The organism is Paenibacillus aurantius (genome assembly GCF_032268605.1).
Taxonomy (GTDB): domain Bacteria; phylum Bacillota; class Bacilli; order Paenibacillales; family NBRC-103111; genus Paenibacillus_AO; species Paenibacillus_AO aurantius.
Genome location: NZ_CP130318.1, coordinates 1805130 through 1828003, shown reverse-complemented (window position 1 = coordinate 1828003; position 22874 = coordinate 1805130). Strand labels below are relative to the sequence as shown.

Sequence of the window (22874 nt, the reverse complement as noted above, 5' to 3'; positions counted from 1 at the left end):
TGTAGTATTTCCACTGCCAACAAAATGGAATAGCTCTTGAATCGTACCATATTGGCAGGCTTAAGGCATAACAGGAAGCCAAAAAAAACAGCCCGCCCCAAAGGCAAGCTGCTCGTTTCACTCACTTCTTCACCTTATAAAACTCATGGTACAGCTTTATCAGCGCCCGCTTCTCGATCCGCGACACATACGAGCGGCTGATGCCGAGCTCCTTTGCAATTTCCCACTGGGTCCGTTCATCCCCGCCTGTATCCAATCCAAACCGGCCGCGGATGACCTTCTGCTCCCGTTCATCCAATATATCCAGATGTCCATAGATTTTGGACTCCTCAATCTTCAGCTGCACCTTTTCCGCCACATCGTCGTTCTCGGTTCCCAGGATGTCAATCAGTTGAGCTCGTTGCCTTCTTTATCCGTTCCAATCGGGTACGCAAGTACGAAAAGCCAAGCTCCGGATTCGGCAGCTTTCGTTTCTGAAGCAAGGATTCCATCGTCGCGTTGATCAATCCCGTCGTTAACAGGATTTTCTCAACAAGCAGATAAACTCCGGCTCGGGTTGCATCGCTTTGTACCATGGGAGACGCTCCAGCGGGGCATCAACTTCAAGCTCGCACGGTCCCATGACGGCCGAGCCGTCGTCACCAAGCCATTTTCCCGATGGAAAGACAACCTTCCGGCGGGTCGCTCCCTTCTGCACAACGGGAGCAACGAGAACATGATCTCCCAGAAGGAACTGGTCCTTTACCGCCTCATATCCCATGCCGGGATACCTATAGGCCAAGTGACGTATGGTGGGTTCGCCCGTAAGCCCTGCTTGAACGGCAAGCTCCTCGATATGTTCCCCCATTTCTGCATGCAGCAGCGCCGCCTGGATGCATATCGCGGCATGCTTCTGATCCAGCACGCGCCAGGGTGCCGTTGAAAACTGCAGCATAGGAAACAGGGCGGCACATTGGGCGTACCGCACGAACAGCTCCTGGTCCACCTCAAAGTCCGGTCTGATCAAATCCTCATACTGGCCGCCGCCCACCATGTCCGGGCAGCTAAAGGCGAAACCGAGAAGCCCTTGAGCCAGCCCGTTGGGAATCAGGCTTCCGAGGCCGTCCGGTCCCCAGCTGTGATTTTTGTCGCTCAGGCGCTGTACAAGCGGTTGACCACCCATCTTCCAGCAGGCGCGATATTCGTTATAACGGTAATGCACACCCAGGCGGGCCCAGAGTTCACACTGTTCATTCGGTGTGGCCGGTTTATACGTGACGTCATCCGGTGCGTAATAGTCGGGGTCTCCGGCGTCGAACTTAAAGCCGTCTATTCCATACGCCTGCATCAGCTTCTCCAGTTTTCCCTTTATCCACTGTTCCGCCTCCGGATGGGTAAGGTCGAGTATCGCACTGAATCCGTTCCACCATTCACGGATAGCAGGACGGCCCTTGGCATCGCGAATCAGATATCCCATTCGCCTTAGTGCACGAAAGACAGGGCTGTCGGGAGTTATAAAAGGGCATACCCACAGCATTACGGTAAAGCCAAGTCCATGTAAATGCTCTACCATGCTCCGGGGATCCGGGAATCTCCTGCTGTCAAAATCCAGGGTCCCGTAATTCTCGTGCCAGTTGTCGTCGATCATTACATCCAGGTGTTATATTGCGGAACGTTAAAGAATTTTCTGTCCGGCGCGTTTCCGCTTGATGGGAAGAACGTCTGCGATGCATGCAGATACCCTTCTCTCAAACTATCCCCGCAGCGGCCGGACCGGATCAACTCCGCCGTTCCGGTTATCCTCAGCTGCCCGTCCATCAGCACAAAGCGGAACGGCTCTTCCGACCACACATAACCGCCTTTATTGGATAGGAGAAGCGGAGCTCCTTGATTGTACGCCAAATGACCGTTCAAATCCCTTTTCATTTCGCATCCGGGCGGGAAGGGCATCCGGATCCCGTCATTGACGACGCCGCCCCACCATGCTTCTTCAGGCAACAGATCGATTACGATTTCCTGCTGTGGTCTCATGTCCCTTCTTCCTCTCACTCCTGTGTCGCAGGACGGTAGATGAACGGCTGGTCCCCTGCTTCTTGCTGAAGCCGGTCAAGTTCTTTGGTCAATACCTCAGCTACCCGCTCGTAATCCGGGTCGTCATACGCATTAATCATCTCGTACGGATCTTTCTGCAAGTCGAACAACTCCCATTCCGGCGTCCTTGGGTCGTCCTCCGAACCAAGCGTTCCGAGTGCATCCGCATAGTAATAAATAAGCTTATACTGATGGGTCCGGATTCCATAGTGGGCATACACTTTGTGCTCCGACAAGTGCATCCAATAGCGGTAGTACATGGAGGAACGCCAGCCGTCCGGATTTTTACCCCGGGCAATTGGCCTGAAACTCAATCCTTGCATCGAATCCGGAACGGAAACTCCCGCATAGTCCAGAAACAGAGGAGCGAAATCGACATTGAGCACCATCTTCCCGCTCGTACTCCCGGCGGGAATTTCCCTTGGATAACGCATAACGAAAGGCATACGCAGCGATTCCTCGTACATAAACCTTTTGTCGTACCAGCCGTGGTCGCCAAGGAAGAAGCCTTGGTCCGAGGTATAGATGACAATGGTATCCTCCGTTAGGCCTTCCTGATCCAAATGATTCAGCAGCCGGCCGACATTGTCATCAACCGACGCAATACAGCGGAGATAATCTTTAATGTAACGCTGGTATTTCCATTTTTTGAGAGCGACACCCTCCAAATGTTCCGGGTGATCCATCTTTAGATCATTTCGGGTAAGATCACGGTCAATCCGCATTTCGGCTGCGGCTGCCGCGCTTGCGCGATTTGAATAGTCGTCGTTGAACGTCTCGGGTTCCGGGATATCGATGTCTTCGTAAAGATGGGCATGCTTCTCGTCTGGAATCCAGGGCCGGTGCGGCGCTTTGTGATGGCACATGAGGAAGAAGGGCTTCTCCTTGTCGCGGTTATCGATCCATTCGATCGATTTATCCGTTATAATGTCCGTTGCGTAACCCTGGACCTTCACGGACTGCCCCATTTCGATAAAGGAGGGATTGTGATAATCGCCTTGGCCGGGGAGCACGCTCCAATAATCAAAGCCGGTCGGGTCGCTGTTCCCTCCGTGGCCGAGGTGCCATTTGCCGATGATCGCCGTCTGGTATCCCGCCTGCTGCAGAAGCTTGGACACGGTTTGCTGGCGTCCGTCCAGCCGGTCGGAAAGGGTCTTCACTCCATTCACATGATTGTAGGTACCCGTCAGGATCGTGGCTCGGCTCGGCGTGCAAATGGCGTTTGTACAGAAGCAGTTGTCAAAACGTATCCCTTCATTGGCGATACGGTCTATGTTGGGGGTTTCATTGATTTTGCTGCCGTAGCAGCTCATCGCATGGGCGGCATGGTCATCGCTCATGATAAAGACGATACTGGGGCGCTTTGCTTGAGAATTGGTCATCGGCTCTCTCTTCCCTTCCCTTAGTCAGCTCTTGATCCACTCCAGATTAAACGCAGTGAACAGGATATTTCCGCCTTCTCCTTCATACAGCAAGCCGATCCTTTTGTCAGGAAGAACCGTTAAAGACGAATACCAGTAACTTCCCGGAGCAATCGTTCTGGAGTAGCTCCAAGTCTTCCCTCCATCTTCGCTTAAACGCACGGTACCGTTTACCCGGCTGTCGGCGTTTGACGGATTAGCAAACAGGACCCGTTCTTTGCCATCACCGGGATCCGGATAGGTGATGGCAGTCAGTTGGCAGTACGGCTCAAGCAAGGCATCTGCAAAGGCAACGTCATTTTCCCACGTCGTTCCGCCATCAAAGCTCGTTGCAACCGCCACTCTTTTCCGGTCCGACGTATTTCTCATGTAGAGCTGTAAAACTCCGTTTCTCAGCTGAACGACCGCCGCTTCGGTTAACTGGGCCGGCCACACATCCATCGTCATGGAATCAAGCGTCTTGCCTCCCCAATTCCTTCCGTCGTTGGGTGATTCTCCTCTATGCCAGGTCACGCCATGATCATCGCTGTAAATGACCGCCGAAGACTGCATCCCGCACGAATTGGTGAAGTAAACGGGAAAGACCAGCCTGCCGATATACGGTCCTTCGTTGATCACGATTCCGTTGCCCGGGCCCGTTCCCATAAACTTCATCCAGTCGGCTTTGACTTGGAAGTTAAGATCCCTGGGCTCCGACCAAGTCAAACCGTCATCCTGGCTTTCAATGATCTGCAGATAGGAAGTTCCAAGCACATGTAAACTTTCGGGCAGCGTGCCGGCTTTGAAATAGATGTTTCCTGAATACGTCTCTCCGTTGTATACGTCCCCGTTGGGCAACACCTTGTAGGAGGCAAGGGCTCCGGAACTGTCAAATACCTCTCCGTTCGGTCCAAGCATAAACCGATGATTGTCCGCATCGAACAACAACTTATGGCCGTCGGGGGCAAAGCCGGTGCCTTGTTGGGCTTGAGGGTAGCCGTATCCGCCCGGAAAGTGATCGAAAATCAGGAATAGGGTGCCGGTCGCAGGATCCTGCAGCAATGCGGAGTCTATGACGGAGGGGGCATCAGGCCCGGTTCCCGGATAACTTGCCGCCACTTGTATCGGCTCCCATGTTTCACCCCCGTCCAGGCTGCGCCGGATTGCAATTTTGATTTCATTCGGGCTGTCTTCGCTGCCCGGGATGCGTTGGTCGATTCCTGCAAGGATCGTTCCGTTTAAGGCAGTTAACAAGGAAGGAATGCGGTAGCTTTTGGATCCGAACATATGGGGCCCAAAGAGAACCACCGACTTAGTCTTGTAAGGCGTTGTAGTTGGAAGCATGAGGTCCCCCATCCTGTACTCGTTTTGGTTACTCAACTTCTCGGAACTTAGCACGAGGAACTGTTCCGGTAATAGATAGAGGTCACGGATCTGGATTTGCATGGCCGACGTAGCCCCTAATGGCTGGTTCGCCTTAACCGGCAGACCGTTCAAGCCCAAAAAGCGGCGTACGTTCCATACGCCGCTTTTTATTAGAATTGCGAGATGACACGCAGCAGATCTTCGCCCCGGCCGAGTTTGTAGCCGGCAGAGGCATACCGAACGGTGCCGGAAGGATCCACGAGCAGCACAAGGGGAAATTGCATCGGCAGCTGATCTTTGAGCCCGGCGCTGACAGCGTTCCACCCCTCATACACAGCATCGCTGGAGAAAACGGCTAGTTCAGGCATATCCGGCCATGGGTGCTCGCCTAATGGAACATTTACTTTGTCGTCACCGGCGAACAGAGCAATTCGACCGCCCCAACCATCGAAATCGTTTTTGCGTTCGCGTAGTTCCCGGATCAAATGCTTTGACGGTTCGCGGTCCGGCTCAATCCAAGCGAGTACGGCGCCTTTCCCGTTGAGCCATTCTTTTAATGTCTCGTTTCCCGCCAGCCAACGGGTCGCCTCATTCCCGAGATCGCCATACGCGGTGTCCGGTTGTTGCATTTCCTTACGAAGAACGACCTCGACGTTCACGCTTTCTCCTGGACCCACCTTAAACGTGTGCAGCCAGATCAGTACGCTGCCATCCGTCAATCTGCGTCCGGTCGTGAGCCGATAAGTTCCAGGCAGGATATCAAGAGGTTCGCCGATCAGACCATCGTTTCCAGAGCGATAGTGGAGGGTCCGGAACATCCCTTCTTCATGCCGTGCCAAAGTATAATGAAGAAAATATTCGGCCTTTTCCCCTTCCGGAACCGGGCCGGTTAATGTAATGCGGCCGTACGGGGGCTTCGCTCCACAATCGTCGGACTTCATCTCTGGGAAAGCGTCTTGCCAGCGGCCGTCTTCCCGGTATTGCGGCCTTCGGTCACCCGGTTCGAGACGGGAAGGCATGCCCAGGCTGCGAGCGGCGGCTACAAACAGGATATCCCGGGAGACCCGATCAGCCGCTCCCAACTCCAGTGACCCGCGCGGTGTCGCCGAACCTTGATAGTAGGTATATCCTTGCATGATTTTGATGTCATTCCGGATTCTGTCCGCCAATTCGTAAGGGCTTGTAACGTCGTAGAAGGCGTTACGGAAGAAAGTCCGGTAAGGGCGAAGCATTTCAAACAGGACACGCGGGTTCAGCACATAGGACGCAAAAATGGAATCCTCCGTATCCCCTTTGACTTCCATCGCCCCATGAAGATGTTCATTAAGGGTCGGCCGGAAGGTATCCGTAAGATCCTTCTCATTGAGGACTTCAAGCAGACGGAGCGCCCATCCCCCAAATGCCGGTGTTTCCTCGCGCAAAAAGGCTGCGATCTCTTTGCTGTTTCCACGCGCTTTGCGAAGCACATTCCATACGCGGTCACCCGGCAAACCGAGCTCCTCCGCAAGCTGCGAGGCTTCCGGCTCCTGTACGAACGTGGCCTCATAGGCTGCACGCAGCTGATCTTCCTCCTTCAGCCTGCGGTTGTTCTGTTCTCGCTCTGCGGGCGTTGTTTCGACGTCTTCTCCTAAAGCCGCCGCCGGGGGGTGAAAATCAAAATCGGCCGTCCCGGCCGTTGGGCCGTCACCCAGCTTAAGGATAACGGCTGCAGCATCCGAAGCCTGAATAAAACCGAATGCCCAGCGTCCATCCCGTGCGGCTTCAACAAAGAGATCCCCGAATCCTGTCGTAAGCATGGCGATCCCGTCCTCGCCGGTTCTCAGCTTGGCAAGTGGAGACAATTCCGCATAATTATAGACCTGCAGGTGGACGCCCGCACCCGCGACAGGACGGCCTTCCGCATCTTCAACCCGCACGGACACGCTGCGAGTGGGGGCATAATTCGCGAGCAAGTTAATCTCTGTATGCCAGGTATCGGCGAAGGTGATTTCCTCCGGTCCTGAATAATTGGCCGGAATCCGTGTGTTCATCAGCATGCCTCGCCGGGCCGGATCCACAAACCATCCTTGGTTCATGCGAGGTTCAGGCTCGCACGCCCCAAAGAACCCCCATTCCCCATCCACCCATGCCTCGACCCAAGCATGGTTGCTGTCACAATGAGCCCACCGTGGGGTATAGACCTGGCGCGCCGGAATGCACAGGCTGCGGAGCGCAGCTACAGCCAGCGTCGACTGTTCCCCGCAGCGCCCAAGCGCCGTGCGGATTAATGTCCGCGGTGATACCGTACGCAGATCGTTGCCGGTATAGGTTGCTTTTTCGTGGCACCAATGGTTCACTTCAAGTACGGTCTCTTCCATCGAAAGCGAGCGGACGCGCTCATAAATTTCTTTGAAGAACCAATCACGGTGATCTTCCACATTCTCATTGTTTACACGATACGGAAGAACGAAGTAAAGAAAATGTTCATCCGGAATCTTGCTGCCCCACGGAACCGTGCGGCGGATGCGCAGCGTATCCCGCACATGCTTCAAAAACAGCTCTCCGTCATAATCAGCCAGGTCGTTCAAAGGCATGTAAGCATAAAGAAACATCATGGCAAAGCGTTCTTCTTCTGTAAGCGGGCCGTCAAAGACACGGAACAAATTACGATGACGTTTCCATGCGATGGCGCGCTTTTCTTCAAACTTGCCTGCGACCGATTGCGACAGGTTGCCGTCCGCCGATACAAGTCCAGTCATGTTTAGCTTCCTCCCTCTCTCCATAGCTTGCCGTCTTCCCGGATATGCAGTCGGCTTAGGCCGTCCGAAGCGGTTGCCGAAATATCGAAAAACCAGGTCCCCGCTTCGATCCGGGGCTCCATCGACCAGCTCGTTTCTCCTTTTAGGATCTCCCAATCGCTGCAGAAGGCTCCCTTCTCCGCATGATACTTGCGTTCCAAATAATACAGCTGCCGAAGCTCCCACTTGGTTTGGGCATCCGGATCCCTACCGGGATCAAAGGGCCCCTCCTCCCCGGCGAACCACAGATATCCCCAGAGCTCGGGATAATGCATATTGATGAGCCCCATTGGCGACCATACCCAGTTTTCTTCAGGCAAGGTGCGGCCTGTTTCGGGGTTGGCCCTCTTCACGTACTTGCCGTCTTTCACCTCTACATGCCACTCTACACGGGAGAAATTGATTCTCCAGGAATCGCCCGGCACGGGAGCTCTTCCTCCGGCAGCGCACTCCTTAAGCGATTTCCAGGGAAGAGCGATCTCCACGCTCCACCCCCGGTTTACGGCCGAGGGATTGTTCAGCTCCCCGTCGATATGTACGGCCGTCTTCAGTCCCTGGATGTCCCAACCGTTTACCGGAGGGCCGCCGTCGCGGTAAGGCTTCGGCAAAAGCAAATCCCAGACCGTTCCAAGGGCGTTGATTTCAAGTTCATAATACAGATGGGTATCGCCGTCGGGATCCAGAAATATTTCAAAATCGTTATCATGAAAAATAACGGCATCGCGCTCGCGAACGTTCCCCCAGATTTCATCTTCTTCCATGAGCGCCCCGACGTAGAGGTACTCGTCGTCCCACAGCATCTTGACCCGCGTCCGCTTCCAGGGCTTCGGCTTGAGGTCGCCTTCAATATCAACAAAGTCGGATGTCCACGGCGCCTTCTCCCAGAAAGGGGAATCCAGCTTGCCGTTCATAGCTGGCTTTCCTTGCGCTCTCCGGCATACATAATGAAGCGGCGCATAAGGATCGAACCGGGGAATCGGTACAGGGCCCAAATTCACTCGGAACCCTCCTTCCGACGGAAGCCGTAGGTTACGATTTTCGCCTTCCCAACGGATTCCTTCAGGGTGCCTTTAGCATCCGCCGCAAATGCCTCACCGACGGTCTCAAGCAAGTCGCTTCGATAGAACGTGCAGTTGTCAAGATCGGGGCGAACTGACAGCTCTGTAATCCGCTCTGCCAAATTCACCCATCGCGCTACAAAATCGCCGGTTTCGGCCGACGCCTTCAATGATGAAAACGCCAGGTGAGGCCCCTCCCATTCGAGGAAAGAATGTCGCGGTCCCACTGTGCCCGGATGCACATCCGTCTGAACCGATAGCAAGGGAATTCCAAATTGATACGCATCCCGATAAGACGCCTCCCAAGGGGTCTCCCCGACCTCGTGGGGCATAATGCTGAATTCAACTGTATGCTTACCGATGCACTGTGCACCCGGAGTAGGGAAATACCCCCAATCTCCAAGCTCGCCTACCGCACGAAGCAGCGTTACGGCAATGGTATTTTCCTGATCCGGCAGGATCTCGTATTCTTGAAGCCCGCGATTCGCGACGGTTATGCCGGCATCCGCGGAAGCCACGGTAACGAACGCGTTCTGATGCTGGCAGTTGCTTGGATTTGTCCACCCGGAAGCCGGCCTGTTGTCCCGTTCCACAACCTCAAAGATGGAATCCGCATAATGTTTGCCGGTTTGGAGCCCCGTTGGAATGAAGACGCGGAGTCGGTGCTGCTTCGCCTGATTGTCGAATTCGGTTTTTATCCCTACCGCTCTCCCGCTCTTCTCTAAGGAGACCAGCGTGCGAATCATCAACGGTACCGTTTTGCGGGAACGACCGGACTTCCTGGAGGTGAACCACACCATCTCCGTCATTTCTCTCTGGAGCTGTTCATCCGCATCTTCAGGAATGTCCAGTTGATGGATAATCTCGAAAGCAGCCCGGTACGGAGTGTTTTCTACGAGACGGATATCGGCGGTGAGCTCACGCGTCGTTATGGGAACATCCGTGTCCGGCTGCCGATACATATATTCGTTCCCGATGTCACCGGTGTCCTCGTAAACCCCAATCCCCCGATAGATACGTCCTGTAGCCTTGTGGGAGATTGTAAGCGACCCATTGTCCGCTATGGCCACGACAAGGTACTCGTTCTCCATCACGTGATCTGCGGTAATCAGACTGGTTGGCGAAGCCGGCATCGAATCCTTCTTCCGCACCAATGCGTAGGAAGCCAGACCCAGGGCAGGAACCTCCGTTGCTTCAAAGGTTACACGTACACGTCGCGTAAGGTAAGGCTGACGGAAGCGGTCGTCGGGCAGATCATAACCAAAACCCGTTCCCTGGTCCTCAAGGGTAAACGGAACGTCGGCTCCCGACTCAGCGACCAACGTTAAGCCGCCAAGAGAAACATTTTTGACAAGGCGCCGCATTTCCTCGATTTCGATGCCTTCTCGGAAATAAACCCGTTTCACGTCAAGCTCGATCGAAACCGTTCCACTCCGAGCCCAGCCCGAACTGTTGATGACAATGAACGATGTCGCCCCCTCACCCATTCCTTCAAATAGGGACGTATCCACTTGTTCGGCAATGGTTTTCAGGCTGTCTTCGAGTATCGCTTCCGCCACGTGACGGCTCTTGCGAAACCGCGTCACCATCTCATCGTGCACCTCATCGATACTGCAGCCGCAGATGCTGTCGTGCGGATGATTCTGCATGAGTGTTTTCCAGGCGTAGGTGAATAGATGGTGGGGGTAAGGTGTCCCGAGCATCGCAGCAAATGCTGCTGTGGGCTCGGCCGCTTTTTCCAATAAGGTCTGGCCGAGATGGTTCATCTGTTTGAGATAGATGCGCGACGAAGCCGTGTTAACCAAAGTTCCCCATCCATCGGTACGCTGGCTGCGCAGTTCGCCCCGGATTACGGACAGGCTGTCGGGCAATGCGCGTTTAACCTCGTCGATGTAATCATCAAAGTTCGAATGGACATAGTCGACAGCGGGATAGAGCTCCCGAGCCGTTTGAAGTGCGGAAGATAGGTCCGTTTGGATCGGCTGATGATCGCATCCATTCATAAATAATAGATGAGGTGTCGAGGCGAATCGCTTTGCATCCGCAAGCTTGCGGTCCCAATATTCCATCGCCTGTTGGCGGTCGGTCGGGATTTCATTTCCGTTGCTGTACCAGTTGGCGAAAAGAATGCCGAGCACCTGCGAGCCGTCCTTGGACTCCCAGAGCATTTCCGAGTAAGGTGACTTAAACTCCTCCTCGTGCTGCACAGTGTTATTGAAACCGGTCGGCGTTACGCCTCGTCCGAATACGGCCGTGTCTATTCCCGCCTGCTTCAGCATCTGCGGTGCTTGGCCCATGTTCCCGAAGGAGTCGGGAAAGTATCCCAGCTTGGAAACGGCCCCGAATGCCAACGCATCCTGGTGTCCAATCTGCAGGTTCCGCACGTTGGCTTCACTGCTCGTCAGGAACTCATCCTGAAGGACATACCAAGGTCCAATCTGGATACGCCCGGAGCGGATAAGGGATGCCAGCTGCTCCTTGCGTTCAGGGTGCACTTGGAGAAAATCCTCCAGAATGATCGTCTGGCCGTCCAGATGAAAATAGCGGTAATCGGGGTCGGATTCCATGACGTTCAGGAGTGTATTCATCAGCTTCACCAAGCGAACATGGTGTTTCTCATACGGTAAATACCACTCACGATCCCAATGGGTATGCGAGATGATATGGGCAGTCGTGCGTTTATGATCGGTCATTCTTCCTACCCTCTCTTTACGGTGCCGCGAGCTGAAACACCGGGCGGTTCTCACCAACCACTTTATTGTTGTCATTTCGAATTAAGGCTGACATAAGCCGGCACAATCGATTTATTATCCTATAATCCCCGTCCGCTCTACACTCTCCACAAAATAACGCTGGGCAAACAAATACATAATGACTAACGGTCCGGTCACAAGCAGCACACCGGTACTCAGTAACATCGACTGGTAGACGGGGTCGGGTTCCTTGCCGACCGCAGCACCCATATCCATAATCGAGGTGGATAAAACCTTCAGTTGGCTTAAGTACAAACTGACCGTGTAGCTGTCATTCCACTGCCAGACGAAGGAAAACAGCAGGACTGTCACGATTGCCGGAATCGTGTTGGGGATAATAATGCGCCGGAATGTCATGAAGATGCCTGCGCCATCGACATAAGCGGCTTCCTCCAATTCCTTGGGGATCCCTCGGAAGAATTGACGGAAGATAAAGATGTACAATCCGTTTTTCAATCCCATACCGGTAAAGGAGGAAATAAGAAACGGCCAGAAAGTATCGATCAAATTCAGGCTGTGCTTGCCGGTCAAGAGCGGAATCAAGCCGAACAAATCGAAGTACCGAAAAGTCATATACACCGGGATCATGATCGTCTGCGGCGGCACGATGATCGTGAAGATCACCAGCATGAACAAGACGTTACTGCCCCAGAATCGCAGTCGGGCAAAAGCGTAAGCAACCAGTGAGCAGGTGAAGAGTTGAATAATCGTCGTTCCTGATGAGATCCACAAGGTATTCCATAATGCTGAGACATAATGCGTTGCCTCTATGGCGAATTTGATATTGTCCAGAGTAAAGTGGCGAGGGACCCAAAGCACGGTAGGATCATAGATGTCCAGTTTGCTTCGGAAAGCGACGGAGATGCGCTGAAACAGCGGGAACAGAATAATGAAACAAAACCCCGTGATCAGTATGCCGCGAATGAGCTTCCAGCTCCATGTTTTAAGCTTTTTGCCGGGATTATGGCGTTCAATCAACCGTTCTTTGAGCAATGCGGTGCCGCGCACGGGCACTCGCCTCCTTTCTATTGGGCCATGCCTCAAACGTAATAGAACACCTTTCGGGAAATCAATCCCACTGATATCCCAAGCACGATCGCGACGACGGCGAAGTAGATCCATGCCATGGCCGCACTCGCCCCAAAGTTGAACGTTTGGAAGGCGGTTTGTGAAATCAACTGGTTCAATTTGTTGGTATTGAATGAATCAATAATCGAGTACACGGTGTTCGTCAGGATGAGAGGCGTTACCATCGGAAAAGTCACTTTCCAGAAAATTTCGTAACCGGTAGCCCCCTCCAGCTTCGACGCCTCGTACAATGACGGCGAAATGGATTGAAGGCCTGCGAGAAAGATGAGAATTTGCACGCCAGATGAGCTTATAATCTCATAGATCCGGTCGACTGCTCCCGTGATGTATTGAACGAGGAAGGGGGCCAGACCTGAATCGATCATCATTTTTTTTAGCTCGAAGCTTTGCAGCAAGGATGAGCTTCCGTCTGTGCCGCCATCACTGGTTCCGAGCACAGAGGAGCCGACAAAGCTGCTGATGTCTAGATTGGCTACCGCGCTTGCCGCCAGAATGACGGGAAGGAAGAAGATCGCCCGCGCCAGCGCACGTCCAGCAAACTTCTGGTTGAGCAGAACGGCGGCGAATAGACTGAAAATAATAATGATCGGCACATTAACCACCATATCGATGACCGAATCGGCAAGTTTCCGGTTGAACTCCGGATTCTTCACAAACAGATCCGTGTAGTGCCCGAATCCTCTGTAATCAATCTGGAAGCCTTCCGGAACCAGATTGATGTCGCTTAGGCTGTAACGAAAGGATTGAATAAGAGGCAGAATAAACAACAAGATCATGCCGAAGAGGAGTGGCGAAGCAAAAAGCACGCCGTACCAAGCTTTTCTTTGTTCCAACGACCATCCGAATTTCTTTTTCATATTCAACGCTCCTTGGCTGCGTAACTCCGTGCTTCGATCCGGCTGCCGTTTACGAGGACCGGGTACGGGTTCGTATTGACGGTAATTTGCATGCCATTTGAGAAAGTTGTTTCCGTTACCCCGTTTGCTAACCGGCGGTGTCCGGTGATCGTTTCGCCGCGGACTTTCTTTAACACAGGATTTGCTTGCTGGTACATCGCAACCGCGCTATCGATCCAGTCCGCCGCATGCAATGCGTACAGATCATCAAAATCTGTGTTTTTCACGAGCGAGGAGTCCCGGTAAAACCATTGATAATAAAAGCTCGCGCCCGTCTCCAAAGCCTGAAGCATGCGAAGCTCCGGATCCTGCCCGCCGCTCATGTTGAATGGTTGGCCGGCAATGTCAAAATAACCATGGAGCGCGATTTGGTAAACAGGTACATCTTGATCCGTTAGATTAAAGCCGCTGCTTCGGGTCGGAGCTTCTACAATAATATTCGCATAAGGCAACAGATAAGCATTGCCGCCAGTCACCATTAGACTTTCATTCTTTTCGGTGAGCTGCTCCACTGCTTTCTTAGCGAGGTCCACGGCCGCCTGTCGGTTTATCGAAGCCTCAGGGGTGAAATCTGAATTCGCTTCATCACCTAAATCTCTGAGCGACAAGCCCGGTACTCCGAGTTTCCGATAGTGTTCGGAAAACTTCGACACGACGGTTTGCAGCGCAGCGGGGGAGAGCAGATAATGCGTGCGCCCCCTCTCGTTCTGATAGCCGGTGACTCGATCGTACTCGTAAACCTTCGCTTTCGTGCCATCGAGAAACAGGGAGGTCTGCTTCCTTTTTTTATACATTTCCAGTAATGCGACATCCGGGTAAAATCCCACACCGTTAGTCTTTGCGTAGCTAACCAGACTGTCGAACGCTTGGCGGCCGCCAAGTTCGCCTTCCAGCTTGATGTCCGTAGGGCTCGTGTGGCGAATGCCGTCGTTAAACCAGCCGACATATCGCAGAGCCAGGCTGTTGACCCCCTGTGTCTTCAATTGCTTCAACAGTTCCTCTGCTTCCTTGTAAGTCGTTAAGGCTTCCGTGGAGGTGTACGGAAGGCCGATGAATGACTTCTGTTTGCGGAAGGCACCTTGCAGTTCAACGATGAACGGCGAGTCACCCGTATTGGTCAGTTTCTTCAGCTCCGCCTTGCGAACAAGCTCATCGCGGTATATCGCCGCCATACCAATGTAATCGGCTTGAGCGTCGTTCAGGAACCGGTAGCTGATCGTGTAATCGCCTTTATAAGGTTTCTTCTCGAACCTCGACACCGAGCTTTGCTTTGTTCCCGACGTTAACGTGTAAAAGTCCATGGACACGATGCGAAAGCTGGTCCCGATATAATTGTACGAGTGGTTCCGGCCGGCGATATCAGCCGTTACAGAGGCCATCGCTTCTCCATCCTCAATCAAGCCGATGAAGGCCCGGTTGCCTCTCTTCATACCGAAAAGGGGGAGGCGGCTGGTTTCATTCACCTGCAGCTGTTCTTTCGTATCGAAGGCGCCGTCTGGACCGTAGATCGGCTGGTTGAAGGGCTCTGCAGTCAACTTGCCGCTATTAAGGTTAATCAAGGCACCGGAGCCATCTGGAACCAGCATATAACCTTGATCGGAAGGACCGGCAGCGCCAAAATAACCGAGCAGCCGAATCGATGCGATAGGATAGGAAGCGGGGTATACCAACTCACTCCCCGGCATCTTGACGGTTAATCCCTCTTGATTCAGTGTGTAATGAAGGACGACGGTAAAGTGGATCGTATCCTCTGCCTTCTGCATGCTCACCCCGTTCGCTTCGTTATCTTTTTCCGCTTCCTCTTGGGTATAGCCGATTTCCTCCAGCGTTTTCGATAAGTCGGCGGCAACATAATCCTGAAGTTTGTACGGTGTGTAGATACCCTTCGCTTGATCCAGCTTGAACTTGAAGGCGATGTCGTCGCGTTTTGCCTGCTCTGTGATTTTGTTAAGAATTTGTTCTTCGAATCTTTTTTTGCTGATCGCCTGCGGGATGTTGTTGAACGATTTGGTGATCTTGCCAAGTTGGTAGGTTACTTTAATCCCGTTCTCTTCCTTCTCGATTTGAAACTGTTTTTTGCTGACACTGTCGTCAAAGCTGTTGAAATTGTTAGTCTGGCCTTTGTCGTTGTAATACGTCAATACAAACTGAGAGGCCATGTCAGCTTTATACTGAGGAGATGCTTTCGGATCCCGCTCCCGACCCGGTGGGTTGGAAAACCAGACAAAACCACTCCGCTTGTCTTTGAGTGCGATATCCCCTTTTGTCTTGTTCACGTATAGCGCAAACGTTTCGTTCTCTGCAGCCAACTCCATCCCCGTTAACGCTTGAAGCTCTTCCGCCGTATTCCCTATAGGCTCAGATACGGTCGCCTTGTCCTCAATCACGCGAACGGACCCCGGTTCACTTGCCGGCGCAGCTTGAACGGTCTTCGTCCGACTCACAGAAGTGTCCTTTCCCGTATCCCCGAACGCTGTTGCACTGGTAAGTGCCAGCATGCCGGCCAGAATACCTAGCGCCATTGTTTTTTTCCTTGCCGCCACGTTCTTTCCTCCTTAGACCCCGGATCCATCCGTCAGTATCGGAATGACAATTCCCGAAAGATGGAAATGGCGAAGCTGATCATTTGCTGCAGCATGCTGAAGAACAGAACACCAAGGAACAGCATGATGCCGATGACAACAAGGGTTAGCAGCATCGTTGCGACGGTTTTGCTCGGTGTATACTGATGAACCGTCATGGTTCCGACAAATAGCAGCCAGATAAACCATACCAAAGCCAACCCGTCCAACAGGTAATAGAACGATGCTTCGTTCTGGGTAATCACGTTGCTGTACAAGGTCTGCGGCAGATAGATCACGAGGAACGGCATGAGCGCATAAGCGGTGGCCATGACGATCTCGCGGAACTTGCCTTCCCCATCCATCAGCGTAGTGAGCGACCAGTTGGCGACGCACCAAAGAACGAAGGGAAGGACGACAAACTTCAGCGTATCCATGCTGTTCCATTCGGCCGGATTGCTGAAATTAACGACAAATCCGCTGTACTGCTGCTTGATGATCAGGAAAACCACCAGGGCGAACAAGATGGCGAGCGCTATCTTGATACGGCCTTTGTGTTCGTACTTCATCTCCCAAAACCCGTTGAACGGATGAATCATCGTATAAAACGGGTTTCGCAGCATGCCGACTTCCTCGTAATATTGTCCGGCGAGACGGCGTCCGCCCCATTTCACCGCAAAGGCAATGAAGGCGATGACGATGGCTGCGATGAGAACGATCGTCCCGAAATGACTTTGGACCACTTCCTTGCGGTAACGCTTAAACGCCTCCGAATACCACTCCCGGTTGTTGCCGAGCTTGAAGTAGGTGATCGCTTCCCGGTTCTCGCCTTTCTTTAAGAGCGACTTCCCGATGCCGCTATAGGCAATATCGTAGTTGGCGTTTAACTGAAGCACTTTGCTCCATGCGGCCGTCGAAGCTTCGACCTTCCCGTTGCTGAGATTAACGACGGCTTCGCGAATGAGCGAACCATATCGGGTCGGCGCTAAGGTCGTAATGCGCCCGATGTCCCGATCCAGCACAAGAACCTGTTCTCCCTGCATGGCGATGGCGACGGGCGTTCGGAAATTGGATTGCTGGGAACCCAGTCCGCCGAATTCGTACAGCATATTCCCGTCCTTGTCATAGGTAAAAATACGGCCGCGCTTGGAATCCAAACCGCTGTACATGCCGCTTACGTCTCCGGTGACATCGACAAAAATGGAGCTGCCCCGCCGGCTTCCAAGCATCAGGTTGCCGGTATCCCCCTTGGGAGGAAAGTAACCCTTGCTCCGTAGGATATCGGCCCCGGAAGGATTCAGCTTTTTGATGGGCTGATCCGAATCTTCCTCCGAAGTGGTTGTAAAGATAAAGCCGTCCTGCCCGATATCCAGATTGTTGAACTCCAGCGGAATGAACTGCTCCATCTGGCTGCGCTGCGTCTTGGTTGAAATCCGCTTCCAAAGCAGGTCGATGGGGTTGAATTTCACCTTGTTGGTTCCAACGAACCCGTCGAACCTGCCGTCCGATTCAAATTCAAGAATGCCCTCGTACGATCCCTTGCTGACGACATAGATTCGGTCGGCCCGATCGACGGCTAGCTTCACCGGAGTGTATTGGAACGTATTGCGCAGGAGGGGTGATTTCGGCTCCCCGATCGTTCGGACAAAAGTGCCGTCCTCTTTCACGACGACAATTCGCCTGTTCCCCGTGTCGGCGACATAGATCTGCCCCTTGCCGTCGTGAAAGACGCCTTCCGGTCCGTTAAAGGTATCGTTGGTATGAAAGCGATCGATCACGCGAGTCACTTTCATCTCTTTATTCATAACGAGAACCCGGTTGTTTCCCGTATCCGCCAGGACTATCGTTCCATTCGCCGCCACATGCAGATCATTCGGCGTCTTCAGTGCTCCGACACCCAAGTCGATTCCGTTCGCCACACCGGCGACGGCATACGGTTCAGGTGCGGGAACGGGTTTTCCCCAGAATGAATACGTATAGGTTTCGGCTGGCGAAGCGAAAGCGGGGATGGACCAACCGATCAACAGGAAGGCCGTGAACATGGCCGTTAACATTCGTCTCAAGCGAATCCCCCCGTCTATTCCTTCAACCCCGATGTTGACATCGTCTGGATGATGTTGCTTTGCGAAACGATAAATACGGTAATCGGCACGATCATCATGAGCAGCGTAATCGCGGCGACAGGCCCCGTCCGCACAAGACCGCCGCTCGCAACCTGGCCAAACACATAGTCGACCGTCTTTAACTGCTCGCTGTAAATAAATTTGTGGCTTACGGCACCCGACGTCCACAGCCCCTGGATGGAGAAAATAATCAGCGTCAGCCAGGCCGGCCTGACGATCGGCATGACGGTCTGCCAGAAGGTGCGATACTCGCTGGCTCCATCGATTCGGGCCGCTTCCAGAAGCGAATCCGGAATCTGTTCCATAAATTGCTTCATGAGGTATAAGCCGAGCGTCATGCCGAAGGCCGGCAGGATCACGGCCCAATAGGTATTGATCAACCCGAGCCAGGTGATCGTCATATAGTTCGGCACCTGCGTGACGTAAGCCGTAAACATCAGGGAGAGCACGACGATATGGAACAGGATTTTATGTCCCGGAAATTTGATTTTGGCCAACGGGTATGCCGCCGCCGAAGCGATGATCACATGCCCGACGGTCCCGATGATGGCAATAAAGAATGTATTGAACACATACCGGGAGAACGGAACCCATGAATCGGCAAAAATATCCTTCAATGCAAAGAAATTATTCCATGTCGGATGATGAACCAACAGTCTCGGCGGGAACAGAAAAATCTCGTCAATCGGCTTGAATGCGTTGCTGATGGTGAACACGAGCGGCAATCCCATAAAGCATGCCACTCCGCATAACAAGAAGAACAGCAGCATATCGACCAACCAAGAACGATTGATCCGTTTGCGAATATGGAAAATGGCTTTCATCCCCTTACTCCCCCACCTTCCGTAGCAGCCGCTGCGTGATCAGGTTCGTCAGTAGCATGATGGCGAACAGAACGGTAGCAATGGCAGAGGAGTAACCCATCTCAAAACGGATGGTGCCGTAATCGATCAAATGGGTAACAATGGTATTCGCCGCGTAATCCACACTCGGGAATCCGACCAGGTTCATCGATATTTCCGCTACGGCGAACGAACTGGCGATCTGGATGACGGCTCCGAACAATAACTGCGGGCGCATGGCCGGAAGCGTAATAAACCATAACTCCTGCCAACGGTTTCGTACTCCATCGATGGCGCCTGCTTCATAAAGCGTCGGATCAACGTTTTGCAAACCGGCGATGAACGCAAGAAATGCCGTTCCCAAACTGAGCCACAGCTGCACAATCATCAAGATGACAAGCATGTACTTCGTATCCTGCAGCCACTGAATCGGCTCCAGGCTAAACCCCCAGTTCATCAGGAAGGAATTGGCGAACCCATAGGAGTCTCCTGAAAAAATAAGCTGCCAGATCAAGTAGGTGTTTCCGGATATCGAGGGTGCGTACAAGATCAAAGTCATAATGGCACGAATCTTTGGAGGCAGTTCATTCACCAGCCATGCAAAAAGGAAGCAAGCCATGTAGCTGATCGGTCCGGTGATGGCGGCAAACAACAGCGTATTCTTCAGTGATATGAGGAATATGTCGTCATTCACGAATAATTTCGCATAATTGCTCCAGCCGACCCATTCGGGGGATTGGAGCATATTGAAATTGGTGAAGCTGAGTGCCACCGACATTAAAACCGGGAATGCGGTAAAAGTCAAAAAGATTATGAAATAAGGGGCTAGCAGTACGTAAGCGTGCTTATACTTTTTCATATCACGCCATACCAGGCGAACACGTTCTTTAAGATGAGAGGCGGACATCGAGAGCATCCTGCCCCCCCACAGTACGGCTGATTTACTGGCTTGCGGTTTCATCTCGGGTCCCCTCATTTCCGGTAGGGAAGTTTGAATTCCTTGCGTTTCGCCGTAATTTCGTCATTGATGTACTGCACGTAGTAATCCAGAGATTCACGGGGATCTTCGCCCTGATTAACAACGCGCCGGAAGGCGTTGTCGATATGCCGTCCCGTCAGGTATCCGCCCGGCACTTCGGGAATTCCGCGGACCCATTTCGACTGAACATCCAATTCCTTCAACTCCCGGACCGGCCATGGCAACAGGTGAAACGCTTCGATATTGGCGGTCGGGTATCGGGCCGATTGGCCGAGTCGAATTTCCATTTGCCGTCCAAAATCCAACTGTGTCTGTTTGCTGGTCCACCATTTCAAAAACTCCCATGCCGATTCTTTATCCTTGGCTGCTTCGAACATGACGGACGAGGTGCCGCCGCTGCCGGTTTCTCGATGAATGGTGCCGTCAGGGCCCGTCGTGCCGGGTACAGGACCAAATTCCCACAGTCCCTTCAATTCCGGAGCGAATACACTTAGTTTGTTGTACATCGTATAGTCCATAATGCCGATTGGCATTTCCCCTGTACGGAAGCGGTTGGCAAAATCAACGGTGAGAGGCAGTTTATAATTGACATACAAATCGGTAAGTTGTTTGAATGCCAACATGGATTTTTCGGTGTCAAGCGCACTCGCCTGTTGATCCTCGGTGTAGAATTCACCGTTTTGCTGGGAAAGCATCATCGCAAAAGCAGGATTCGGGGGGAGCGCATTGCTGGTGACGACTTCGTTGCCCATCATATCCAACGGCTTTTGCTCCAGCCCGAATTCGAGATGGTGCTTTTGCAGCTCCGGTATCAAGGTATAAACTTCCTCCCAGGTTTGAGGAACCTTCAAATGCAGTTCATCCAGGATATCTTTACGGTAGAATAGCATCGGGAAGGTCTGTTGCTCGGGCATTCCATAGACTCCACCGCCATATTCGTAAGGCACAATCGCGCTTGGCAGGAACCGTTGCTTCACCTGACCAAAATCGGCGAACTTGGACAAATCGACCAGGGCGCCGCGGCTTGCGAAGTTGACCGGCGTATCGTTACCCATCTGCAGGGCGATATCCGGGCCTTTTCCCGCCAGCGTTGCGGGAAGGACAACATCGGCCCCAATCAGCCTCAATTTAACGTTGATTCCCGTCTTTGGCGTGAATTCGTTTTCGATCAACCGTTTCATGACCTGTACCTGATCCCGGGCAGATGTCATCCATACGGTAATGCTTTTGCCCCCGTCATCTTCTCCGGAAAATTGATCATATTTTTCATAAAAAGAAGCAAAGAACGATTGGGTGCTGCTCCGGAAGTGTCCCCAGCCCGAAGCTGTTGGTGAGGGGAGCTTCGCTCCGGGAGTACTTACGATCAGATAGTCAATCGCCAGAGGCTGTTCGGGTAACGTCAACAGCCAGCTGCCCAGCGCTCCGACATTTCCCTTGAACGATTCAAGCCGTAAAGGAACCGTCTCAGGCTTGGCGGCCATATCTTTCAATTGATAGGCGAGCGTATGAAGCAATGCTGAGTTTTCATTGCTCTTGCCGGACGAGCCTTCAATAATACTTGCGATCTTATCCAACAAGCTGCTTTGTTCGCGAAACAAAGGCACCATATGGGGAATGCGCTCTTCCAGTTGATAATCCCGGAACTGATCCGGAGTTGTACTGGTGTAACTGATAATTTGCCGGTACATATTGTTCAGCTGAAGAATACTGGCTTGTGTTGCCCTCAGAATAGGTGCCAAGTCATCCAACGTCACTTCGAGGCGAATCTTGTGTTTGCCCTTTGCCAGATACACGGAATAAGGGTTATCTGATCCCTCGCCAATAATCTTGAACTGCCAGTCACTGGAATACGGAAAACCGATCCGGTTGGCCTCGGCGAACGGAAGCCTGCCGTCAATGTACAACCGCCGGAGTGACGACATCCCCCGCAAATAATTTTGATGATTTTTGAATGCTATTTGATAGAGGCCGTCCTTGGGGACGTCCACTTCCCATTCGATCCATTGTCCGGGCATTCTCCACGAATACCCGCCGCCCGCATTGTTGCGGAGCTTGGATACGCTGAATGGTTCATTGGCCGGATCCGACCTGTCGTTATAGGCCACGAGCGTCTGGGAAGACTTGTATGCAGCGTGCTCACCTTGTATTTTGATCAGCACCTGATCCGCGGGTTGATAGCCTTGATCTATGTACGTTTTCATCAAATCTTTGTAGGATGGCGGGCCAGGCGGGTTTGTTAATTTGATAGAATCAATGGCCATCGATTCTTTCGCCGATGTGAGCTTGAGCCTATGGGTACCTTTAGAGAAGTAAAACAGGTAGGGTTCCGAATAATAGCCGTTGGAGTCACGAAGCAATTGGCTTTGCCACATAGGCTCTTCCGCTTGATCGGGGATAATATCGTTTCCGTTATCATCTTGTACGATTTTTTGTGTTGCATCCTTCCACACACGGGAGAATACAAAACTTCGGGCTTCCGCGAAAGGCAGCTCACCATCGATGGCAAGTTCGCGTTCCATATCGGAATCTTTTCCCTTCACGTTGTAATAGCTGATTTCGATATTATAAAGCCCAGTTTCCGGGACCTGAAATGTCCATTCGATCGATCCGGTTTCTCCGGTCAGAGCGGCTCTTCGCGTACCGTCGCCAAGATCGTCAGTGATGGTTGGGGATATGCCCTCTGCCTTATCGAAGTCTTCGCCTTGAATTACGATGTCCTTTTCCGGCCGGGAGTCTTTTGAGTATCGAGCGATATAGGCATCGTAGCTTCCCGGATTGACGGAGCCTTTCATATTTTGGAGTCCTGATACATCGAGCGGTCGATCAACAGGTTCTGCCCTTGCGGCAGAACCTCCGCCAGCCAACAGGGTCGATGAATAGATAATGATGGATATAACAACAAGGATGGCGATCGCTTTGACGATTGGCCGCCGCATGGCTTCTCCCCCTTCTCTTAAGCAG

14 protein-coding genes and 1 pseudogene are annotated in these 22874 nt (G+C 52.7%); all 15 read right to left on the bottom strand.

Annotation, left to right across the window (positions count from 1 at the left end; all coding sequences use genetic code 11):
* Positions 1-121 precede the first annotated feature (121 nt).
* A pseudogene (locus tag MJA45_RS08655) lies at positions 122-426 on the bottom strand (sigma-70 family RNA polymerase sigma factor); the annotation flags it as partial.
* 88 nt (positions 427-514) lie between these two features.
* Complete coding sequence (locus MJA45_RS08650) at positions 515-1627, bottom strand: glycoside hydrolase family 31 protein (protein ID WP_315606860.1); 1113 nt, start codon at positions 1625-1627, stop codon at positions 515-517.
* On the bottom strand, positions 1627-2010 hold the full coding sequence (locus MJA45_RS08645) for a hypothetical protein (RefSeq protein ID WP_315606859.1): 384 nt from the start codon (positions 2008-2010) through the stop codon (positions 1627-1629). Before MJA45_RS08645 ends, MJA45_RS08650 begins: the two co-directional genes overlap by 1 nt.
* Positions 2011-2024: 14 nt before the next feature.
* On the bottom strand, positions 2025-3452 hold the full coding sequence (locus tag MJA45_RS08640; protein ID WP_315606858.1) for a sulfatase family protein: 1428 nt from the start codon (positions 3450-3452) through the stop codon (positions 2025-2027).
* Between the two features lie 24 nt (positions 3453-3476).
* Positions 3477-4757: a sialidase family protein gene (locus MJA45_RS08635; RefSeq protein WP_315606857.1), complete on the bottom strand. Its 1281-nt coding sequence runs from the start codon at positions 4755-4757 to the stop codon at positions 3477-3479.
* A gap of 248 nt (positions 4758-5005) precedes the next feature.
* Positions 5006-7573 (bottom strand): transglutaminase-like domain-containing protein, encoded by a 2568-nt coding sequence (locus MJA45_RS08630; RefSeq protein ID WP_315606856.1) that lies wholly within the window; start codon positions 7571-7573, stop codon positions 5006-5008.
* Positions 7574-7575: 2 nt separating this feature from the next.
* Entirely contained in the window at positions 7576-8610 is a 1035-nt protein-coding gene (locus MJA45_RS08625; protein WP_315606855.1) for a carbohydrate-binding family 9-like protein, read from the bottom strand.
* Positions 8607-11363, bottom strand: a complete 2757-nt coding sequence (locus MJA45_RS08620; protein ID WP_315606854.1) for an alpha-mannosidase — start codon at positions 11361-11363, stop codon at positions 8607-8609. The genes MJA45_RS08625 and MJA45_RS08620 overlap by 4 nt, the downstream gene beginning before the upstream one ends.
* Positions 11364-11477: 114 nt before the next feature.
* Positions 11478-12431 carry a carbohydrate ABC transporter permease gene (locus MJA45_RS08615; RefSeq protein ID WP_315606853.1) on the bottom strand — a complete coding sequence of 318 codons (954 nt, stop codon included), beginning with the start codon at positions 12429-12431 and terminating at the stop codon, positions 11478-11480.
* A gap of 32 nt (positions 12432-12463) precedes the next feature.
* Positions 12464-13369 (bottom strand): carbohydrate ABC transporter permease, encoded by a 906-nt coding sequence (locus tag MJA45_RS08610; RefSeq protein WP_315606852.1) that lies wholly within the window; start codon positions 13367-13369, stop codon positions 12464-12466.
* Between the two features lie 2 nt (positions 13370-13371).
* Positions 13372-15951 (bottom strand): DUF5696 domain-containing protein, encoded by a 2580-nt coding sequence (locus MJA45_RS08605; protein ID WP_315606851.1) that lies wholly within the window; start codon positions 15949-15951, stop codon positions 13372-13374.
* A gap of 32 nt (positions 15952-15983) precedes the next feature.
* Positions 15984-18023: a YIP1 family protein gene (locus MJA45_RS08600; RefSeq protein WP_315607969.1), complete on the bottom strand. Its 2040-nt coding sequence runs from the start codon at positions 18021-18023 to the stop codon at positions 15984-15986.
* 23 nt (positions 18024-18046) lie between these two features.
* Positions 18047-18916 (bottom strand): carbohydrate ABC transporter permease, encoded by an 870-nt coding sequence (locus MJA45_RS08595; RefSeq protein WP_315606850.1) that lies wholly within the window; start codon positions 18914-18916, stop codon positions 18047-18049.
* A 4-nt stretch (positions 18917-18920) separates the two neighbouring features.
* A complete protein-coding gene (locus MJA45_RS08590; RefSeq protein WP_315607968.1) occupies positions 18921-19841 on the bottom strand; it encodes a carbohydrate ABC transporter permease in 921 nt (306 codons plus the stop codon).
* A 65-nt stretch (positions 19842-19906) separates the two neighbouring features.
* A complete protein-coding gene (locus MJA45_RS08585; protein WP_315606849.1) occupies positions 19907-22849 on the bottom strand; it encodes an extracellular solute-binding protein in 2943 nt (980 codons plus the stop codon).
* Positions 22850-22874: the final 25 nt, after the last annotated feature.